This is a genomic window from Micrococcus sp. Mcc28 (genome assembly GCF_024519775.1).
Classification (GTDB): Bacteria; Actinomycetota; Actinomycetes; order Actinomycetales; family Micrococcaceae; genus Micrococcus; species Micrococcus luteus.
Map to the genome: position 1 here is coordinate 145,914 of NZ_JALJRH010000002.1, position 14,712 is coordinate 160,625.

Annotated in this window: 14 protein-coding genes and 1 riboswitch; of the genes, 6 read left to right on the plus strand and 8 right to left on the minus strand. The window is 74.8% G+C overall.

Annotated elements, in window-relative coordinates:
• Window position 1: 1 nt before the first annotated feature.
• From NR073_RS01665 to NR073_RS01690, 5 genes are all read right to left on the minus strand, one after another.
• Entirely contained in the window at window positions 2-709 is a 708-nt protein-coding gene (locus tag NR073_RS01665) for a GntR family transcriptional regulator (protein ID WP_036339766.1), read from the minus strand.
• Window positions 706-2,481: a biotin carboxylase N-terminal domain-containing protein gene (locus NR073_RS01670; RefSeq protein ID WP_136939944.1), complete on the minus strand. Its 1,776-nt coding sequence runs from the start codon at window positions 2,479-2,481 to the stop codon at window positions 706-708. Before NR073_RS01670 ends, NR073_RS01665 begins: the two co-directional genes overlap by 4 nt.
• Window positions 2,478-4,238 (minus strand): carboxyltransferase domain-containing protein, encoded by a 1,761-nt coding sequence (locus tag NR073_RS11135; protein WP_216881121.1) that lies wholly within the window; start codon window positions 4,236-4,238, stop codon window positions 2,478-2,480. The genes NR073_RS01670 and NR073_RS11135 overlap by 4 nt, the downstream gene beginning before the upstream one ends.
• Entirely contained in the window at window positions 4,235-5,002 is a 768-nt protein-coding gene (locus tag NR073_RS01685; RefSeq protein WP_060973977.1) for a LamB/YcsF family protein, read from the minus strand. The genes NR073_RS11135 and NR073_RS01685 overlap by 4 nt, the downstream gene beginning before the upstream one ends.
• A gap of 202 nt (window positions 5,003-5,204) precedes the next feature.
• Complete coding sequence (locus NR073_RS01690) at window positions 5,205-6,356, minus strand: glutathione S-transferase family protein (RefSeq protein WP_044658830.1); 1,152 nt, start codon at window positions 6,354-6,356, stop codon at window positions 5,205-5,207.
• A 12-nt stretch (window positions 6,357-6,368) separates the two neighbouring features.
• Between NR073_RS01690 and NR073_RS01695 the strand changes: the two genes are divergently transcribed.
• Together NR073_RS01695 and NR073_RS01700 are read left to right on the plus strand one after the other, a co-directional pair.
• Window positions 6,369-7,184 carry an MBL fold metallo-hydrolase gene (locus NR073_RS01695; protein WP_044658829.1) on the plus strand — a complete coding sequence of 272 codons (816 nt, stop codon included), beginning with the start codon at window positions 6,369-6,371 and terminating at the stop codon, window positions 7,182-7,184.
• Window positions 7,185-7,257: 73 nt separating this feature from the next.
• Window positions 7,258-7,794, plus strand: a complete 537-nt coding sequence (locus NR073_RS01700) for a universal stress protein (protein WP_036338766.1) — start codon at window positions 7,258-7,260, stop codon at window positions 7,792-7,794.
• A gap of 16 nt (window positions 7,795-7,810) precedes the next feature.
• Here the strand turns inward: NR073_RS01700 and NR073_RS01705 are convergent, their stop codons facing one another.
• Complete coding sequence (locus NR073_RS01705) at window positions 7,811-9,388, minus strand: mechanosensitive ion channel family protein (RefSeq protein ID WP_052001153.1); 1,578 nt, start codon at window positions 9,386-9,388, stop codon at window positions 7,811-7,813.
• Window positions 9,389-9,522: 134 nt separating this feature from the next.
• On the opposite strand from NR073_RS01705, the gene hisD reads away from it, so the two are divergent.
• Complete coding sequence (gene hisD, locus NR073_RS01710; protein ID WP_036338764.1) at window positions 9,523-10,839, plus strand: histidinol dehydrogenase; 1,317 nt, start codon at window positions 9,523-9,525, stop codon at window positions 10,837-10,839.
• 10 nt (window positions 10,840-10,849) lie between these two features.
• On the plus strand, window positions 10,850-11,218 hold the full coding sequence (locus NR073_RS01715; RefSeq protein ID WP_002855797.1) for an RNA-binding S4 domain-containing protein: 369 nt from the start codon (window positions 10,850-10,852) through the stop codon (window positions 11,216-11,218).
• 112 nt (window positions 11,219-11,330) lie between these two features.
• On the opposite strand, the gene NR073_RS01720 is transcribed toward NR073_RS01715, so the two are convergent.
• A complete protein-coding gene (locus NR073_RS01720) occupies window positions 11,331-11,882 on the minus strand; it encodes a hypothetical protein (RefSeq protein ID WP_230956264.1) in 552 nt (183 codons plus the stop codon).
• 194 nt (window positions 11,883-12,076) lie between these two features.
• Window positions 12,077-12,196: riboswitch (SAM riboswitch) on the plus strand.
• A gap of 73 nt (window positions 12,197-12,269) precedes the next feature.
• On the opposite strand from NR073_RS01720, the gene NR073_RS01725 reads away from it, so the two are divergent.
• Both NR073_RS01725 and NR073_RS01730 read left to right on the plus strand, forming a co-directional pair.
• Window positions 12,270-12,794, plus strand: coding sequence for a flavin reductase family protein (locus NR073_RS01725; RefSeq protein ID WP_036338761.1), 525 nt, complete (start codon window positions 12,270-12,272; stop codon window positions 12,792-12,794).
• A 238-nt stretch (window positions 12,795-13,032) separates the two neighbouring features.
• Window positions 13,033-13,236: a cold-shock protein gene (locus tag NR073_RS01730; RefSeq protein ID WP_020628179.1), complete on the plus strand. Its 204-nt coding sequence runs from the start codon at window positions 13,033-13,035 to the stop codon at window positions 13,234-13,236.
• A gap of 209 nt (window positions 13,237-13,445) precedes the next feature.
• On the opposite strand, the gene NR073_RS01735 is transcribed toward NR073_RS01730, so the two are convergent.
• Window positions 13,446-14,666, minus strand: coding sequence for an MFS transporter (locus tag NR073_RS01735; RefSeq protein ID WP_216881118.1), 1,221 nt, complete (start codon window positions 14,664-14,666; stop codon window positions 13,446-13,448).
• Window positions 14,667-14,712: the final 46 nt, after the last annotated feature.

A 14,712-nucleotide genomic window follows, 5' to 3' on the forward strand; every position in this document is an offset into this window, starting at 1 on the left:
GTCAGTCCCCCACGGCGGCGAGGTGCGCCAGGACGAACTGCTCCGCCTCGTCCAGGTAGTCGCCGAACATGGCGTGCACCGCGGGGAGGTCGCCGGCCAGCAGCCGCTCCACGATCCACCGGTTGCGGTCCGCGAACTGCACGTGCAGGCGCGTCTGCTCGTCCATGGGATGGAACGCCAGGCGCACGCGGGCCTGCACCGACGCCATGAGCCGCGTGAGCTCGGGGGCGCCGGCCAGGTCCACGATGCCGACGTGGACGCGATGGTTGGCGTCACCCAGGACCCGCGCGGGGGTGTCCGGGCCGCCCGAGAGCAGGTCCTGGGCACAGCGCAGCTGGCGCGCCGCACCGGGGGTGAGCTCGCCGTGTTCGAGGGCGCCGAGCTGGATCACCCGACGCGTGCGGTACAGCCCACGCACGTCCTCCGGACCCGGCGCCGCCACGAACACCCCGCGGTGCGGCCGGCGCTCCACGAGGCCCTCCGAGGCCAGCATGGTGAACGCCTCGCGCAGGCTGTTGCGGCTGACCTGGAGCTCGGCGGCCAGCGCCACCTCCCCCAGCCGCTCCCCCGGCACGAGCCCGGCCGCCGCGATCCGCTGCCGCAGCTGTGCGGCCGCGGCCACGGGAGCCGGAGCCGGGGCGGACTCGCCGCCGCCGACGCCGGGCGCGAGGCCTTCCCCGGTGACACCGCCGCGCGCCGGCACCCTCACGCCCCCAGCCGGGCGATCGCCTGGCCGCGCGTCACCGAGGCCGGGGTCTCGGCCACGAGGAGCTGGATCCGGCCCGCACGCGGGGCACGGATCGGCGTCTCCATCTTCATCGCCTCGACGATCGCGACCGTGTCACCCTCGACCACCTCGGCGCCGTCCTCGACCTTCCACGAGGCCAGGGTGCCGGTGACCGGCGAGGCCACGGCGCCGTCGTCGTCGGGCTTCCCGGCGCCGGCAGCGCCGGCCGGGGCCGCGGCACCCGCGCCGCCGCCTCCGAGGAGGGCCGCGTAGAGATCGGCGGGCAGGCCCAGGCGCACGGCGCGGCCGTCCAGCTCGACGGTGACGGCGGTGCGGCCGCCGGCGGGCACCTCGGCGCTCAGGTAGGGGGACTCGGCCAGCGGCTCGGCGAACTCGGACTCGATCCACGTGGTGTAGACGCCGAGGCGGTCCCCCGAGGTGAAGGCGTCCTGCTCGAGCACGGCGCGGTGGAACGGCACCACGGTGGGCACGCCGTCGATGCGCAGCTCGGCCAGGGCGTCGCGGGCGCGGGCGACGGCCTGGGCGCGGTCCTCGCCCCACACGATGAGCTTGGCGAGCAGGGAGTCGTACTCGCCCGGCACCACGGAGCCGGTGCGGACGCCGGAGTCCATGCGGACCCCGGGGCCGGTGGGGGCCTCGAACGCGTCGATCGGGCCGGGCACGGGCAGGAAGCCGTACGCCGGGTCCTCGGCGTTGAGGCGGAACTCGAGGGCGTGGCCGCGCGGCGTCGGGTCCTCGGGGATGCTCAGCGGCTCGCCGGCGGCGACGCGGAACTGCTCGCGCACCAGGTCCACGCCGAAGACCTCCTCGGTGACCGGATGCTCCACCTGCAGGCGGGTGTTCACCTCCAGGAAGCTGATGAGGCCGTCCGGGGCCACGAGGTACTCGACCGTGCCGGCCCCGGTGTACCCGGCGGCGCGGCAGATCTCGCGGGCGGAGGTGTGGATGCGCTCGCGCTGCTCGTCCGTGAGGAACGGCGCCGGGGCCTCCTCCACGAGCTTCTGGTTGCGGCGCTGCAGGGAGCAGTCGCGGGTGCCGAGCACGGCCACGTGGCCGTGCTCGTCGGCGAGGACCTGGGCCTCCACGTGGCGGGGGCGGTCCAGGAAGCGCTCCACGAAGCACTCGCCGCGGCCGAACGCGGCGACGGCCTCGCGGACGGTCGCCTCGAACGCGTCCTCGACGTCGCCGAGCTCGCGCACCACGCGGATGCCGCGGCCGCCGCCGCCGAAGGCCGCCTTGATGGCGATCGGCAGGCCGTGCTCCTCGGCGAACGCGCGCGCGGCGGCGGCGTCCGGCACGGGGCCGTCCGAACCCGGCACGAGCGGGGCGCCCGCCTGCTGGGCGAGGGAGCGGGCGGTGATCTTGTCGCCGAGGGCGCGGATGGCGTCCGGCGACGGGCCGATCCAGGTCATCCCGGCGTCGATCACGGCCTGCGCGAAGTCGGCGTTCTCGGAGAGGAAGCCGTAGCCCGGGTGCACGGCGTCGGCGCCGGCGCGGCGGGCGACGTCGAGGACCGCGTCGATCTTCAGGTAGGTGTCCGCCGAGGACGCGCCCGGCAGGTGGAAGGCCTCGTCCGCGACGGCCACGTGCAGGGCGTCGGCGTCCGGATCCGAGTAGACGGCGATCGAGGCGATGCCGTGGTCGCGGGCGGCGCGGGCCACGCGCACGGCGATCTCGCCGCGGTTGGCGATGAGCACCCGCGTGACGGGGCGGGCGGCGGGGGTGGTGGTCATGCGGGGGTCTCCTCGGAGGGCGATGCGGAGTCGACGACGGTCTCGGCGCCGGGGCGGGGATGGGGGATGAAGCGGACGCGGGCGCCCGGCGGCAGCTGGGCCGCCAGGCTGAGGTCCGCGCGGGCCACGACGCCGATCACCGGGTAGCCGCCGGTGACCGGATGGTCGGAGAGGAACAGGACGGGCTCACCCGAGGGCGGCACCTGCAGCGCGCCGCGCACGGCGCCCTCGGACTTCAGCTCGCCCTCCCGCACGCGCTCGAGCGGCGCGCCGTCGTCGGGGGCCGTGAGGCGCACGCCGATCCGGTCGGTCTGCTGGCTCACGTCCCAGTCCTGCGTGAACAGGCGCTCCAGGCCCGCCTCGCCGAACCAGTCGTCGCGGGGGCCGGGGACCACGCGCAGCACGGCCACCTGGCCGGGCGCGGGCATGGGGCGCAGCGAGGTCTCCGGGTCCCCCACCGTCGCGACGCCGGCCTCCGCCGAGGCGGGGGCGCCGGCGGCGGTCGGGCTCGCGGCGGAGGCGCCGGCGGCGCCCCTCGCATCCGGGCCGACGCGGCGGGCGAGGCGGTCCCCCGCCGTCAGCGGGGCGGGGCCGAGCCCGGACAGGGTGTCGGTCGAGCGGCTGCCGAGCACGGGCGGCACGTCGATCCCGCCCCGGAGGCCCACGTACACGCGCAGGCCGCCGACCGGCTCGTCCACCGTCAGCGTCTGGCCGTCCAGCACGACGAACGGGGTGCGGGCGGGCACCCGGCGCGTGGCGCCGTCGGCCGCGGTGATCGTCCCGCCTGCCTCGGCGCCGGCCAGGGCCATCACCTGGTGGCCGTGCGCGGTGAGGGTGAGGCCGCCCAGGACGGTCTCCAGCACCGCCTCGCGGGAGCGGTTGCCCACGAGCCGGTTCGCCTGGTGTGCCGCGTCCCGGTCGGCCGCGCCGGACGCGACGACGCCGAGGTCGCCCAGGCCCGGGCGGCCCAGGTCCTGGACCAGGGTCAGGAGCCCCGGGTCGACGACGGTGACGCCGCGGCGGCCGGCCACGGACGGGAGGCCGGCCGCGGCGTCGGCGGGCGGGGTGGCGTCGACCGCCGCGTCCGCGCCGGAGGTGAGGGACGCCGTCGGGCGCACGGGGACGTAGCGGACACGGTCGCCGGGCTGCAGCAGGGCGGGCTGCTCGCGGCCGAGGTCCCACAGGGCCGCGGTGGTGTGTCCGAGGAGCTGCCAGCCGCCGGGCGAGGTGCGCGGGTAGACGGCGGAGAAGGCCCCGGCGACGGCGACGGCGCCTGCCGGGACGGCCGTGCGGGGCGAGCTGCGACGGGGCGCCTCGAACGGGGCCGCCTCGGAGGCGCAGTACATGAACCCCGGCGCGAAGCCGCCGAACGCGGCGAACCAGTCGGCCTCGCTGTGGGCCCGGATGACGCCGTCGACGCCGAGCCCGGTGAGCCGGCCGACCTCGGCGAGGTCCTCACCGTCGTAGACCACGGGGATCTCGACTATGCGGCCCCCCGTCAGCTCACCGGCGTCGGGGGTGAGGGTGCTGACCCGCGGTGCGGCGTGCTCGGCGGCGGCCTGCGAGGTGAAGGTCACCAGGACGGTCGCGGCGGCGGCCATGACCTGGCGCTGGCCGCGCGCCGGGTGGGCCGTGAGGTGGGCGTGGACGGCCATGACGTCCTCGAGCGAGGCGCACTCGACGAGGAAGCCCTGCGTGCCGACCCAGCGGATCGGGCGGGCCGGCGGTGTGGCGGCGGGGTGACGTGGGGCGCTCATGCGAAGGCCTTGATGGACACGCCCGCGCCCTCGAGCGCGCGGCGCACGGCCGCGGCCATGGCCACGGCGCCGGGCGTGTCGCCGTGCAGGCAGATGCTCTCGGCGTCGACGCGCACGTCCGTGCCGTCCACCGCCGCGACGACGCCCTCGGTGGCCAGGCGCACCATGCGGGCGGCGACGTCGTCCTCGTCGTGGAGGACCGCGCCGGGCTCGCGGCGGGAGACGAGCGTGCCGTCCGGGTTGTAGCCGCGGTCCGCGAAGGCCTCGGCGACGCCGCGCAGCCCCGCGGCGGCCGCCTTGTCCAGGGCGACGGAGCCGGGCAGGAGCAGCAGCGGGAGGTCGGAGCCGAACGCCCTGACGCCGTCGACGACGGCCTGGGCGTGCGCCTCGTGACGGACGATCGTGTTGTAGAGGGCGCCGTGCGGCTTCACGTAGCGGACCCGGCCGCCGGCCGCGCGGGCGAGCGCGTCGAGGGCGCCGATCTGGTAGAGGACGTCGTCGGCCAGCTCGGTGGGCGTGCAGTCCAGGAAGCGGCGGCCGAAGCCGGCGAGGTCGCGGTAGCCCACGTGCGCGCCGATCGTGACGCCTGCGGCGACCGCGTCACGGCAGGTCTGGGCGATCCCCGAGGGATCGCCCGCGTGGAAGCCGCACGCGACGTTGGCAGAGGAGACGGAGGGCATGATGGCGGCGTCGTCCCCCATCGTCCACGAGCCGAAGGACTCGCCGACGTCGGAGTTCAGGTCGATCTGCGGCGCGTGAGACACGGTGCAGTCCTCTCGGATCGGGCCCGGCTGAGGTGCCGGTCACACAATCTTGAGGCATGAGGGGGGATTGTTCAACAATCCTCGGCGCGTCCTCCTGGCGCCCACCCGCGCCGCACACCCCAACGCGGGTTGAGTTATCGCGGGTGTCCGAGCCCCGGACCCGCGATAACTCAACCCGCGTTGCGGGCCGGGCCGAGCGGCCTCACCGCAGCGGCGTGTGCTCCGGGTCCACGCGCTCGCCCTCGCGCACGGGCCCGGGTGCGGTGCCGCCGCCCCACGGGTCCCCGCCGAACGCCTCACGCCCGTGCTCGCTCAGCCAGCTCGCCAGCTCCGGGCCGGCGGGCACGATGCCCGTCGGGTTGATGTCCTCGTGCACCACGTAGTAGTGCTCCTTGATCTGCACGAAGTCGATCGTGTCGCCGAAGCCCGGGGTCTGGAACAGGTCGCGCGCGTAGCCCCACAGCGCCGGCATCTCGGTCAGCTTGTTCCGGTTGCACTTGAAGTGCCCGTGGTACACGGGGTCGAACCGCACCAGCGTGGTGAACAGCCGTACGTCGGCCTCGGTGATCCGCTCCCCCATCAGGAAGCGGCGCGTCGTCAGGCGCTCCTCGAGCCAGTCCATCGCGGTCCACAGCCGCTCGTACGCGGCGTCGTACGCCTCCTGGGACCCCGCGAAGCCGCACCGGTACACGCCGTTGTTCACCTCGGTGAACACGCGCTCGATCACCTCGAACATCTCGTCCCGCTCCGGCCCGGCGTCGGGGATCAGCTGCGGGGCGCCGTCGCGGTGGAACGCGGTCCACTCCGTCGAGAGGTCGAGGGTGATCTGCGGGTAGTCGTTGGTCACGACGCCGCCCGTCGGCACGTCCACGATCGCCGGCACCGTGATGCCCCGCGGATAGTCGGGGAACCGCGTGAAGTAGTTCTCCTGGATCCGCTCGGTGCCGAGCACAGGGTCCTTCCCGCCCTCGTCGAGGTCGAAGGTCCAGGACCGCTCGTCGTGGGTCGGCCCCGGGGTGCCCAGCGAGATCGCGTCCTCCAGGCCGAGCAGGCGCCGCACGATGATCGTCCGGTTCGCCCACGGGCACGCCCGCGCCGCCACGAGCCGGTAGCGGCCCGCCTCGACGGGCCACGCCTCGGCCCCCTCGGTGAGCCCGCCGCCCACGCGACCGACCGTGGACGGCTCGGCCACGGGCAGGGCCCGCACGGCCTCCGGGTCCGCCACGATCCGGTCCGCGATGTAGTTCGTGTCCCGCGTGAACTCCGCCCCGGACTGCACGTAGTTGCCCTTGAGCCCCTCGCGCGAGTCGATGGTGCCGCGGTCCGCGGCCTGGCCGGTCTGCTGGTTCTCCATACACTCGAGCCTATGACGACGACCACCGCCACGCCCGGCCTCACGCCCGCCCCACTGGTGCGCTGCGTGACCGCCCAGAACCCCTCCCCGATGACCCTCGCGGGCACCAACACGTACGTGGTCGCCGCACCGGACTCGGACGCGGCCGTCGTGGTGGACCCGGGCCCGGAGGACGACGTCGCCGCCCACCTCGAGCGCGTCCGCGCGGCGGCCGAGGGGCGCCGGATCGCGCTCATCCTGGTGACGCACCGGCACGCCGACCACACCGGCGGGGTGGACGCGTTCCACGCGGCCACGGGCGCCCCCGTGCGCGCCGCGGACCCGGACTGGTGCCGTGGCGGGGCCGCCGTCCTGACGCCGGACGAGCGGATCGACGCCGCCGGCACCCCGGTGCTGGCGTGGCACACCCCGGGCCACACCTCGGACTCCTACTCGTTCGCCGTCCCGGACGCGGGCGCGCACGGCGCGGTCATCACGGGCGACACCATCCTCGGCTCGGGCACCACCATGCTCGACCACCCGGACGGCACCCTCACCGACTACCTGGCCAGCCTGCGCCGCCTCGAGGCGGCGGGCCCGCTCACGGTGCTGCCCGCGCACGGGCCCGTGCCGGAGCCGCTGGACGTCGTCGCCCGCGACTACCGGCACCACCGCGAGGGCCGCCTGGAGCAGATCCGCGCCGCCCTGGCCGCGCTGCCCGAGACCGAGGCGGCGACGATCACGCCCGAGGACCTGGCCCCGCGCATCTACCCCGGCCTCACCGGCACCGTGGCCCGCGTGGCCGTCCAGACGGTGGCCGCGCACCTGCGCCACCTGCGCGAGGGCTGAGCCCCTCCGCCGCGGGCCCGGCCCGCACTACGCTGACCTCAGACCCGTCCCCTCGACCCCGCGGAGGCACCCCATGACCATCCTCGTCGGCTACGCCCCCTCGAAGTCCGCGGACGCCGCTCTGGACACCGCCCTGGACATCGCCCGCTCCACCGGCGAGCACGTGGTGGTGGTCAATGCGGGCCCCGGCGGCGAGCACCGCACCAAGTCCCTCGTCACGGAGGAGCAGCAGCGCGGCGTGCAGGCCCGGTTGGACGCCTCCGGCGTGACGGCCGAGTTCCGCCAGTACGCGCGCGGCCGGTCCACGGTGGAGGAGATGAAGGACGTGGCCGCGGAGCTGGACCCGTCCATCGTGGTCATCGGCGTGCGCCGCCGCGGCGGCTTCGGCCGGTTCGTCATGGGATCGGTCTCGGACGAGCTGCTGCAGGAGATCGATCAGCCCGTGCTGTGCGTGAAGGAGTACCGGCAGTACGGGGACCACACGCCCGAGGCCGTGAGCCACGTCGCCGAGACGGACCCGGCCACCCACGGCCTGCCCGCGTCCGAGCCGATGGCCGAGCGGCGTCGGCTCACGCCCGTCGATCCCGGGGACCCGACGCTCGAGCGCTGAGCGCTCCCGCCGGGCCTCAGTCCTCGTCGTCCTGACGGCGGCGCGTGACGGCGTCGTCGAGGAGGCCGTCCGTGTGGGAGCCGGCGCCGCTGCGCCGTCCGGCCTCGTCCGCCGCCGCGGCCTCCGCCGCCTGCTTGGCCTGCTGCGCGCGCCGCTCGGCGAACGCCTCCTCGCCCGGGCCGGCGAGTTCGCGGTTGCGCTGCACCGCCGTCATCGAGCCGGTGTACAGGCCGGAGTGGTCGCCCACGCGGGTCAGCGGTGTGGTGAGGGTGTCCGGGCGCGGATCGGCGCCGTCGACGCGCGGCAGCGGCGCGGTGCGCGGGCGCGGCTCGCGGGCCGCCACCCCGGAGCCGTCCGGGCCCGGCTCACCCGTCCGGTCGCCACCGCGGGCCTCCGCGTCGGAGCCTTCGGAGGCGGGTGACGCGTCGCCGTGGGCGGGGTGCCGGACCACCATGCGCTGCACCACGATGCCCTCGGGGTGCTCGTGGCGCAGGAAGGACACGAGGTCCTCGCGCACGAGGCAGCGCAGGTCCCAGAGGTCGCCGGAGTTGCGGGCGGAGACCACGGCGCGGATGCGCACGATGCCGCCGGTCGCGTCGGTCACCTGCAGCGCGTGCTCGCGTCCGTCCCACAGGTCCGTGGACTCGAGCAGCTGGGTGAGTCGTGCGCGCAGCGCGTCCATGGGCACGCGCCAGTCCACGTCCAGCTCCACGACGCCGGAGACCTCGGCGCCCACCCGCGTCCAGTTCTCGAACGGCCGGGTGGTGAAGTGCGAGGACGGGTAGACCATGCGGCGGCCGTCCCAGAGCTTGAGCACCACGTTGGACAGGGTGATCTCCTCGACGGTGCCGAACACGCCCTCCATGTCCACCACGTCGCCCACCCGGATCGCGTCCGTGAAGGCGAGCTGGAAGCCGGCGAACACGTTGGTCAGCGTGGACTGCACGGCCAGGCCGGCGATCACCGAGATCACACCGGCGGAGGCGAGCAGGCCGGCCCCGAGCGAGCGCACCTCGGGCACCCCCAGCAGGACCACGGCGACGACCACCACCACGATCACCGCGTTGAGGATGCGCCGGATCAGGATGGTCTGCGTGCGGATGCGTCGCTCGCGGCGGTGCTCGACGCCGGTCTCCTGGTAGCGGCCGAGGATCCCCGCCTCGATCACGCCGACCAGGCGCCACGCGGCCCACGCGCCCGCGGCGGCCACGGCGATGAGCAAGAGGAACGACGCCGGCCGGTACCAGGCCTGCTCCTCGGCCATGACCCCGAGCCAGATCCGGGAGGCCAGCAGGCCGGCGGCGACGGCGGCCGGCAGGCTCAGCCGTGCGGCGCCGTGCTGGAACGCGGGGCGGCGCACGAGCACGACGCGTGCCACCTGCAGGGCCAGGTACACGACCGCCGCGCCGATCGCGAACGCCATCAGCACGGTCAGCAGCGTCCCCCATTCCACGCCGAAGGCCCGGGTGGTGGCGGCCGCCCCGTCCTGGATGTCCCCCTCCACCCCGGACGGCACGGTCTCGCCCGCCAGGAGGCGGTCCAGGGCGGTCAGCAGGGGCGGGGTCGCGAGGGCGGGCAGGACGGGGAGGACCATGACGACAGTCTGACACCCGCCCCCGGACGCACCCCGGAGAAGAGCACAATGGAGCCTGACCGTCCGCGCGGTCCGGGCCCGGCCGTCGTCGTGCCCCGTCCCGCCGGCCCGCCACCGCCCCTCTGGAGGAATCCGTGCTCTCCGTCACCGACCTGCGCCCGCTCGACACCGCCACCGCGGACCTGTCCCGCATCATCCCGCGGGCGAACGTGGACGTGTCCTCCGTGGTGCCGGTGATCGCCCCGATCATCGAGCAGGTCCGCCACGGCGGTGAGCAGACCCTGCTGGACCTGGCCGAGCGGTTCGACGGCGTCCGTCCGCCCGCCCTGCGCGTGCCCGGGGAGGCGCTCGAGGCCGCCCTGGCCGGGCTCGACCCGCGGGTGCGTGCCGCCCTGGAGGAGTCGATCCGCCGGGCCCGGCTCGTGCACGCCGCCCAGCACCCCCAGGACTCCACGGTCGAGCTCGGCGAGGGCGCCGTCGTGGAGAACCACTGGATCCCCGTGGGCCGCGTGGGCCTGTACGTGCCCGGCGGCCGCGCCGTGTACCCCTCCTCGGTGGTGATGAACGTGGTGCCCGCGCAGGCCGCCGGCGTGGGGAGCCTCGCGGTGACCTCACCCCCGCAGCGGGACCACGGCGGCCTGCCCCACCCCACCGTGCTCGCCGCGTGCGCGCTGCTCGGCGTGGACGAGGTCTACGCGGCCGGCGGCGCCCAGGCCGTGGCCATGCTGGCGCACGGCGTCCAGGACGACGACGGCGGGTGGCTCTGCGCGCCCGTCGACCTGGTGACGGGGCCCGGCAACGTGTACGTGGCCGCCGCGAAGCGCGCCCTGCAGGGCGTGATCGGCGTGGACGCCGAGGCCGGGCCGAGCGAGATCGCCGTGATCGCGGACGGCACCGCCCGCGCCGACTGGGTGGCCGCGGACCTGATCAGCCAGTCCGAGCACGACCCGCTGGCCGCCTCCGTGCTCATCACCGATTCCGAGGACCTGCTCCGGGACGTGCAGGCGGCGATCGAGGCGCAGGTGCCCGGGGCGTTCCACGAGGATCAGATCCGCGAGGCCCTCACCGGCCCCCAGTCCGGCGTGCTGCTGGTGCGGGACATGGACCAGGCCGTGGAGGTCTCCGACCGCTACGCCACCGAACACCTCGAGATCCAGACGCGCGACCCCGAGGCCCTCGTGGGGCGCATCCGCAACGCTGGCGCCGTGTTCGTGGGCCCGTACGCCCCCGTGCCGCTGGGCGACTACTCGGCCGGGTCCAACCATGTGCTCCCCACCTCGGGGACGGCCCGGCACTCCTCCGGTCTGAACACCGTGACGTTCCTGCGCCTGCAGCAGCGCATCCGCTACACGGAGACCGGGCTCGAGGAGGTCGCGGACGGGATCGGCGTGCTGGCCGAGGACGAGCGCCTGCCCGCGCACGGCGCCGCGATCCGCGCCCGCTTCGCGTGAGGGGGCGGGCGTGAGCGGCGTCCGCATCGACGCGTGGCTGTGGGCCGTGCGGCTGTACAAGACCCGGTCGGCGGCCACGGCGGCCGTGCGCGCGGGCCACGTGCGCATCGACGGCGAGCCCGTGAAGGCGGCGACGCCCGTCGTCGTCGGGAACCGGGTGCGGGTGCGCCAGGACGGACGTGAGCGGATCCTCGAGGTCACGGGGCTGATCGCCAAGCGGGTGGGTGCCCCCGTGGCCCGGCAGCAGTATGTGGACCACTCCCCGCCGCCCGTGCCGCGTGAGCTGCTCGCGGTGCCGTACCGCGAGCGCGGCGCGGGCCGGCCCACCAAGCGTGACCGCCGGCAGCTGGACGCGCTGCGCGGCCGCGACCGACGCTGAGCGACTCAGTCCTCCCCGCGCCGTCATCCGCCGTCGTGATGGCGGCCTCATGCGGAGGGTGCGGTCAGCACCATCCGGAACGGCTTGTCGTTGTCCACCGTGGCGGTGAACGTCATCGGCCCCGCCTCATCCACGGGGGGGGAGTCGCCGCCGACCAGCCGCCGCACAGCGCCTCCGACCCGGCCATCCAGGTCTTCGTTCCCCCGCCACTCCGTGAGGTCAGGATCTCCGTCTCACCGGTGGCATCCGAAGGACACAGCACGATGACCCGAAGGACCGCACCCTGTTGGGCGTCCACGGTGATCTGCTGTGTGCCCGTCCCGACCGCCTCCTCCAGGACGGACTCCTTCTCCGGGTCGAGATGGTCCGCATCCGGATGCCGGCGCGTGTACTCGACCAACGTCATCCCGTCCTCCTCGAACAGCGCGGCGGGGAGTGCTTCTTCGCCGGCGGGTGACGACGCGGACGAACCGGTGGCGGAGGCCGACCGGGTTGCAGAGGGGGCCGCTGACGTCGCGGTGACGGAGGACGCCACAACGGTGGATGCCTTGGCGGTGGAGGAGACGCTGCCCGGGGACGCGGAGCATCCCGAGATGGCGGTACCGAGGAGAGCCGCGACGACCACGGCGGCCGGCAATGCCGCAGGCTTCTTCTCGATGTCCATCCGCATGATCCGGTCCCTCTCGGAGAACCGACTGCGGGGGCCGCGGGCTGCGGTCTCGAGCTCCCCCCTCTCGAGTGAGATGATCCTGGCTGGGGATGCGCGGTGTGTCAAGCATCACATCGGCAGCTCGGATGACGCCGCGCGACCGCCGCGCTTTGACCGCCCCACGGACCCCTCCGTAGGCTGGTGCCCAGAATCACGAGTTCCCGTCATTCACGGCCCTGGCCGGCGGGACGGCAACCCTCTCACGCAGTAGTGGGGTGCTCCAGGTGATGATTCGGCCCCTCGGACACCCCGACGGGCAAGTACCGCGTCTCCGCGGATCCGGGCGATCCGCGTTCCCGCCGTCTGCGGAGCCGCGTCAGTCATCGGAAGAGGACGCGCGCCATGACCCTGACCCACGAACCCCACACCGCCGCGTGGGACACCGACCTGTCCCTCGGCAACCTCCGCTCCGGCCTCTCGGCCTTCCCCACCGGGGTCGTCGCGCTGGCGGGCCTCGCCGACGACGTCCCCGAGGTGATGGTGTCCTCCTCCTTCGGCGTGGGCATCTCCTGGGAGCCGGCCCTCGTGTCCTTCTCCGCGCAGAACAGCTCCCGCACCTGGCCGCGCCTGCGCCGGGCCGGGGCGATCGGCGTCTCCCTGCTCGCGGCGGACCAGACGCCGCTGTGCCGTCAGCTGGCCTCCCGCGAGGGCGACCGCTTCGCCGGTCTCGACGTGCACCGCAGCCCGCACGACGCCCTGCTGATCGGGGGCTCCTCGCTCTGGCTCGAGACGCGGGTGCACGCCGAGGTCCCGGCGGGCGACCACACGGTGGTGCTGCTGGAGGTGACGGCCTTGGCGGATCACACGGACGCCGCTCCCCCGGCCGCCCTGCACCGCAATCTCTTCCACGGCCTGCGCGCGCTCTGAGCGAACTCCAGGTGAACAATCGGGCCCCTGGTTCCCGGTCGGCGAGATCCGTGCAATGATGGAGCCTGAAGTTGATCAAGCTGTATCCCGCCATCTTCACTGCTCGTCAGCCCGGCATCGCCGGCGTCGATGAGTGTTGGGCAAGCGGTTCAGTCTCGCCGCTTCACCCGCGTCCCACATCCGGGCCGCGGTCCAACACCGCCACCGCACCGCGGGGGCACATCGAAAGGACACCATCATGGCTGTCGGTACTGTCAAGTGGTTCAACGCTGAGAAGGGCTACGGCTTCATCGCCCCCGAGGACAACTCCGCGGACGTGTTCGTGCACTTCTCCGCCATCCAGGGCGGGGGCTTCAAGGAGCTCCAGGAGAACGACCGCGTCGAGTTCGAGACCCAGGACGGCCCCAAGGGCCTCCAGGCCGCCAACGTGACGAAGCTCTGATCTTCGCCTGACGCACGGCTTCCGACGCCCCCGGTCCACACGGACCGGGGGCGTCGTCGTGTGCGCTTCCGCACGCCCCGCCGCGCACTGCGCCGCACTCCGCCGTACGCCCGTTCGACCGCGGCGCTGCGACACCACCGCAGGGCTGCACTGCGGTGATGTCGCTGAGGCGCGGTCCTCCGGGGTGGGCCTCGTCCTGGCCCTGCGCGTCAGGCCGCGCCCCGCCGACCCACGTGGCGACGCAACAGCAGCACCACGCCCAGGGCCAGCAGATACCCGGCCGCGACGACCGCGAAGCCGGCCCGGTAGTCGCCCGTGACGTCGCGCAGCACGCCCATCAGCAGCGGGCCCAGGGCGAAACCGGCGTACATGCCCATCGAGTTCGCCCCGGTCGCTCGGCCCAGCCGCTCGGCCGGCACCTCACTCAGCAGACCCGCGTTGATCACCACGTTGGCGCCCAGCACCGTCAGTCCGTGCACCGCGGCGCCCACCCACAGCAGGACCGGCAGATCCAGCAGGTCCGCTGCGAGGAACACCACGACGCCGGCCACGGCACCCAGGCAGATCACGGTCAGCAGGGTGGTGGGCCGGTCTCCGGAGCTCATCCGCCGGCTCCACCCGATCCGGGAGAGAACCCCCACCACCCCGGACACGGCCGCCGCGGCACCGCCGGCCACGAGCGTCATCCCCAGCGTCTCGACCGCGAACAGCGGCAGGTACGTGTTCGTGGCCTGCATGCCCAGGCCGGTGAGGAACGCGATCGCCGCGAAGAACCAGACCGTGGCCGGCAGGGGCGAGGTGTCCCGCCGTCGTCGTCCGCCGACGGGGCCGGTGGCCGGCGGCGGCGCCCCGGGCAGCGGCGGGGCGGCGACCAGCGCGAGCACCCAGAGCGCCCCGATGAGCACCGCGGCCCCCAGCGCGGCGCCCGTCCAGCCGAGGGCGAGGGACGCGTCCGGGAAGAACAGGCCGCCGACCAGCTGGGCCGCCTGCACGCCGGACTGCTTCACCCCGACCCACCCGATGCGCCTCTCCGGCGGCACCACGGTCCGGATGATCCGGTTCGTGGTGGGGTTGGAGATGGCCTGCGTGACGCCCGCGACGGCGGCCGCCGCGTACAGCACGGGCAGGGACGGGGCGACGGCGCCGAGCACGAGCGCCGCGGCGGTGCCGCCGAAGATGATGCTCAGCTGTGCGCGGGCGGACAGGCGGTCGGCGGCCCGGCCGAGGCCGAGCGAGGTGACGGCGGCCGCCGCGAACACGACCGTCATCACGGTGCCGAGCTGGCCCGAGGTGACGTCGAGCCGCTCCATCACGACCGTGGAGGAGGCGGAGACGCCGTAGTTGAACAGGGGCCCGGCGCCCATGGCCGCCAGCAGCACCCACAGCAGGGCCGTGGAGGGGCGGCGAGCGGCGGGGGCGGGCGGGGTCACGGCCCCAGGCTACGACCCCTCACGCGACGAGGCGGGAAATCCATCT

Bases quoted from the DNA above. Each gene is read 5' to 3' on its own strand.
- NR073_RS01690 (WP_044658830.1), bottom strand. From the start codon at position 6,356: ATGGAGAACCAGCAGACCGGCCAGGCCGCGGACCGCGGCACCATCGAC.
- NR073_RS11135 (WP_216881121.1), bottom strand. From the start codon at position 4,238: ATGAGCGCCCCACGTCACCCCGCCGCCACACCGCCGGCCCGCCCGATC.
- NR073_RS01670 (WP_136939944.1), bottom strand. From the start codon at position 2,481: ATGACCACCACCCCCGCCGCCCGCCCCGTCACGCGGGTGCTCATCGCC.
- NR073_RS01700 (WP_036338766.1), top strand. From the start codon at position 7,258: ATGACCATCCTCGTCGGCTACGCCCCCTCGAAGTCCGCGGACGCCGCT.
- NR073_RS01720 (WP_230956264.1), bottom strand. From the start codon at position 11,882: ATGGACATCGAGAAGAAGCCTGCGGCATTGCCGGCCGCCGTGGTCGTC.
- NR073_RS01705 (WP_052001153.1), bottom strand. From the start codon at position 9,388: ATGGTCCTCCCCGTCCTGCCCGCCCTCGCGACCCCGCCCCTGCTGACC.
- NR073_RS01725 (WP_036338761.1), top strand. From the start codon at position 12,270: ATGACCCTGACCCACGAACCCCACACCGCCGCGTGGGACACCGACCTG.
- NR073_RS01730 (WP_020628179.1), top strand. From the start codon at position 13,033: ATGGCTGTCGGTACTGTCAAGTGGTTCAACGCTGAGAAGGGCTACGGC.
- NR073_RS01695 (WP_044658829.1), top strand. From the start codon at position 6,369: ATGACGACGACCACCGCCACGCCCGGCCTCACGCCCGCCCCACTGGTG.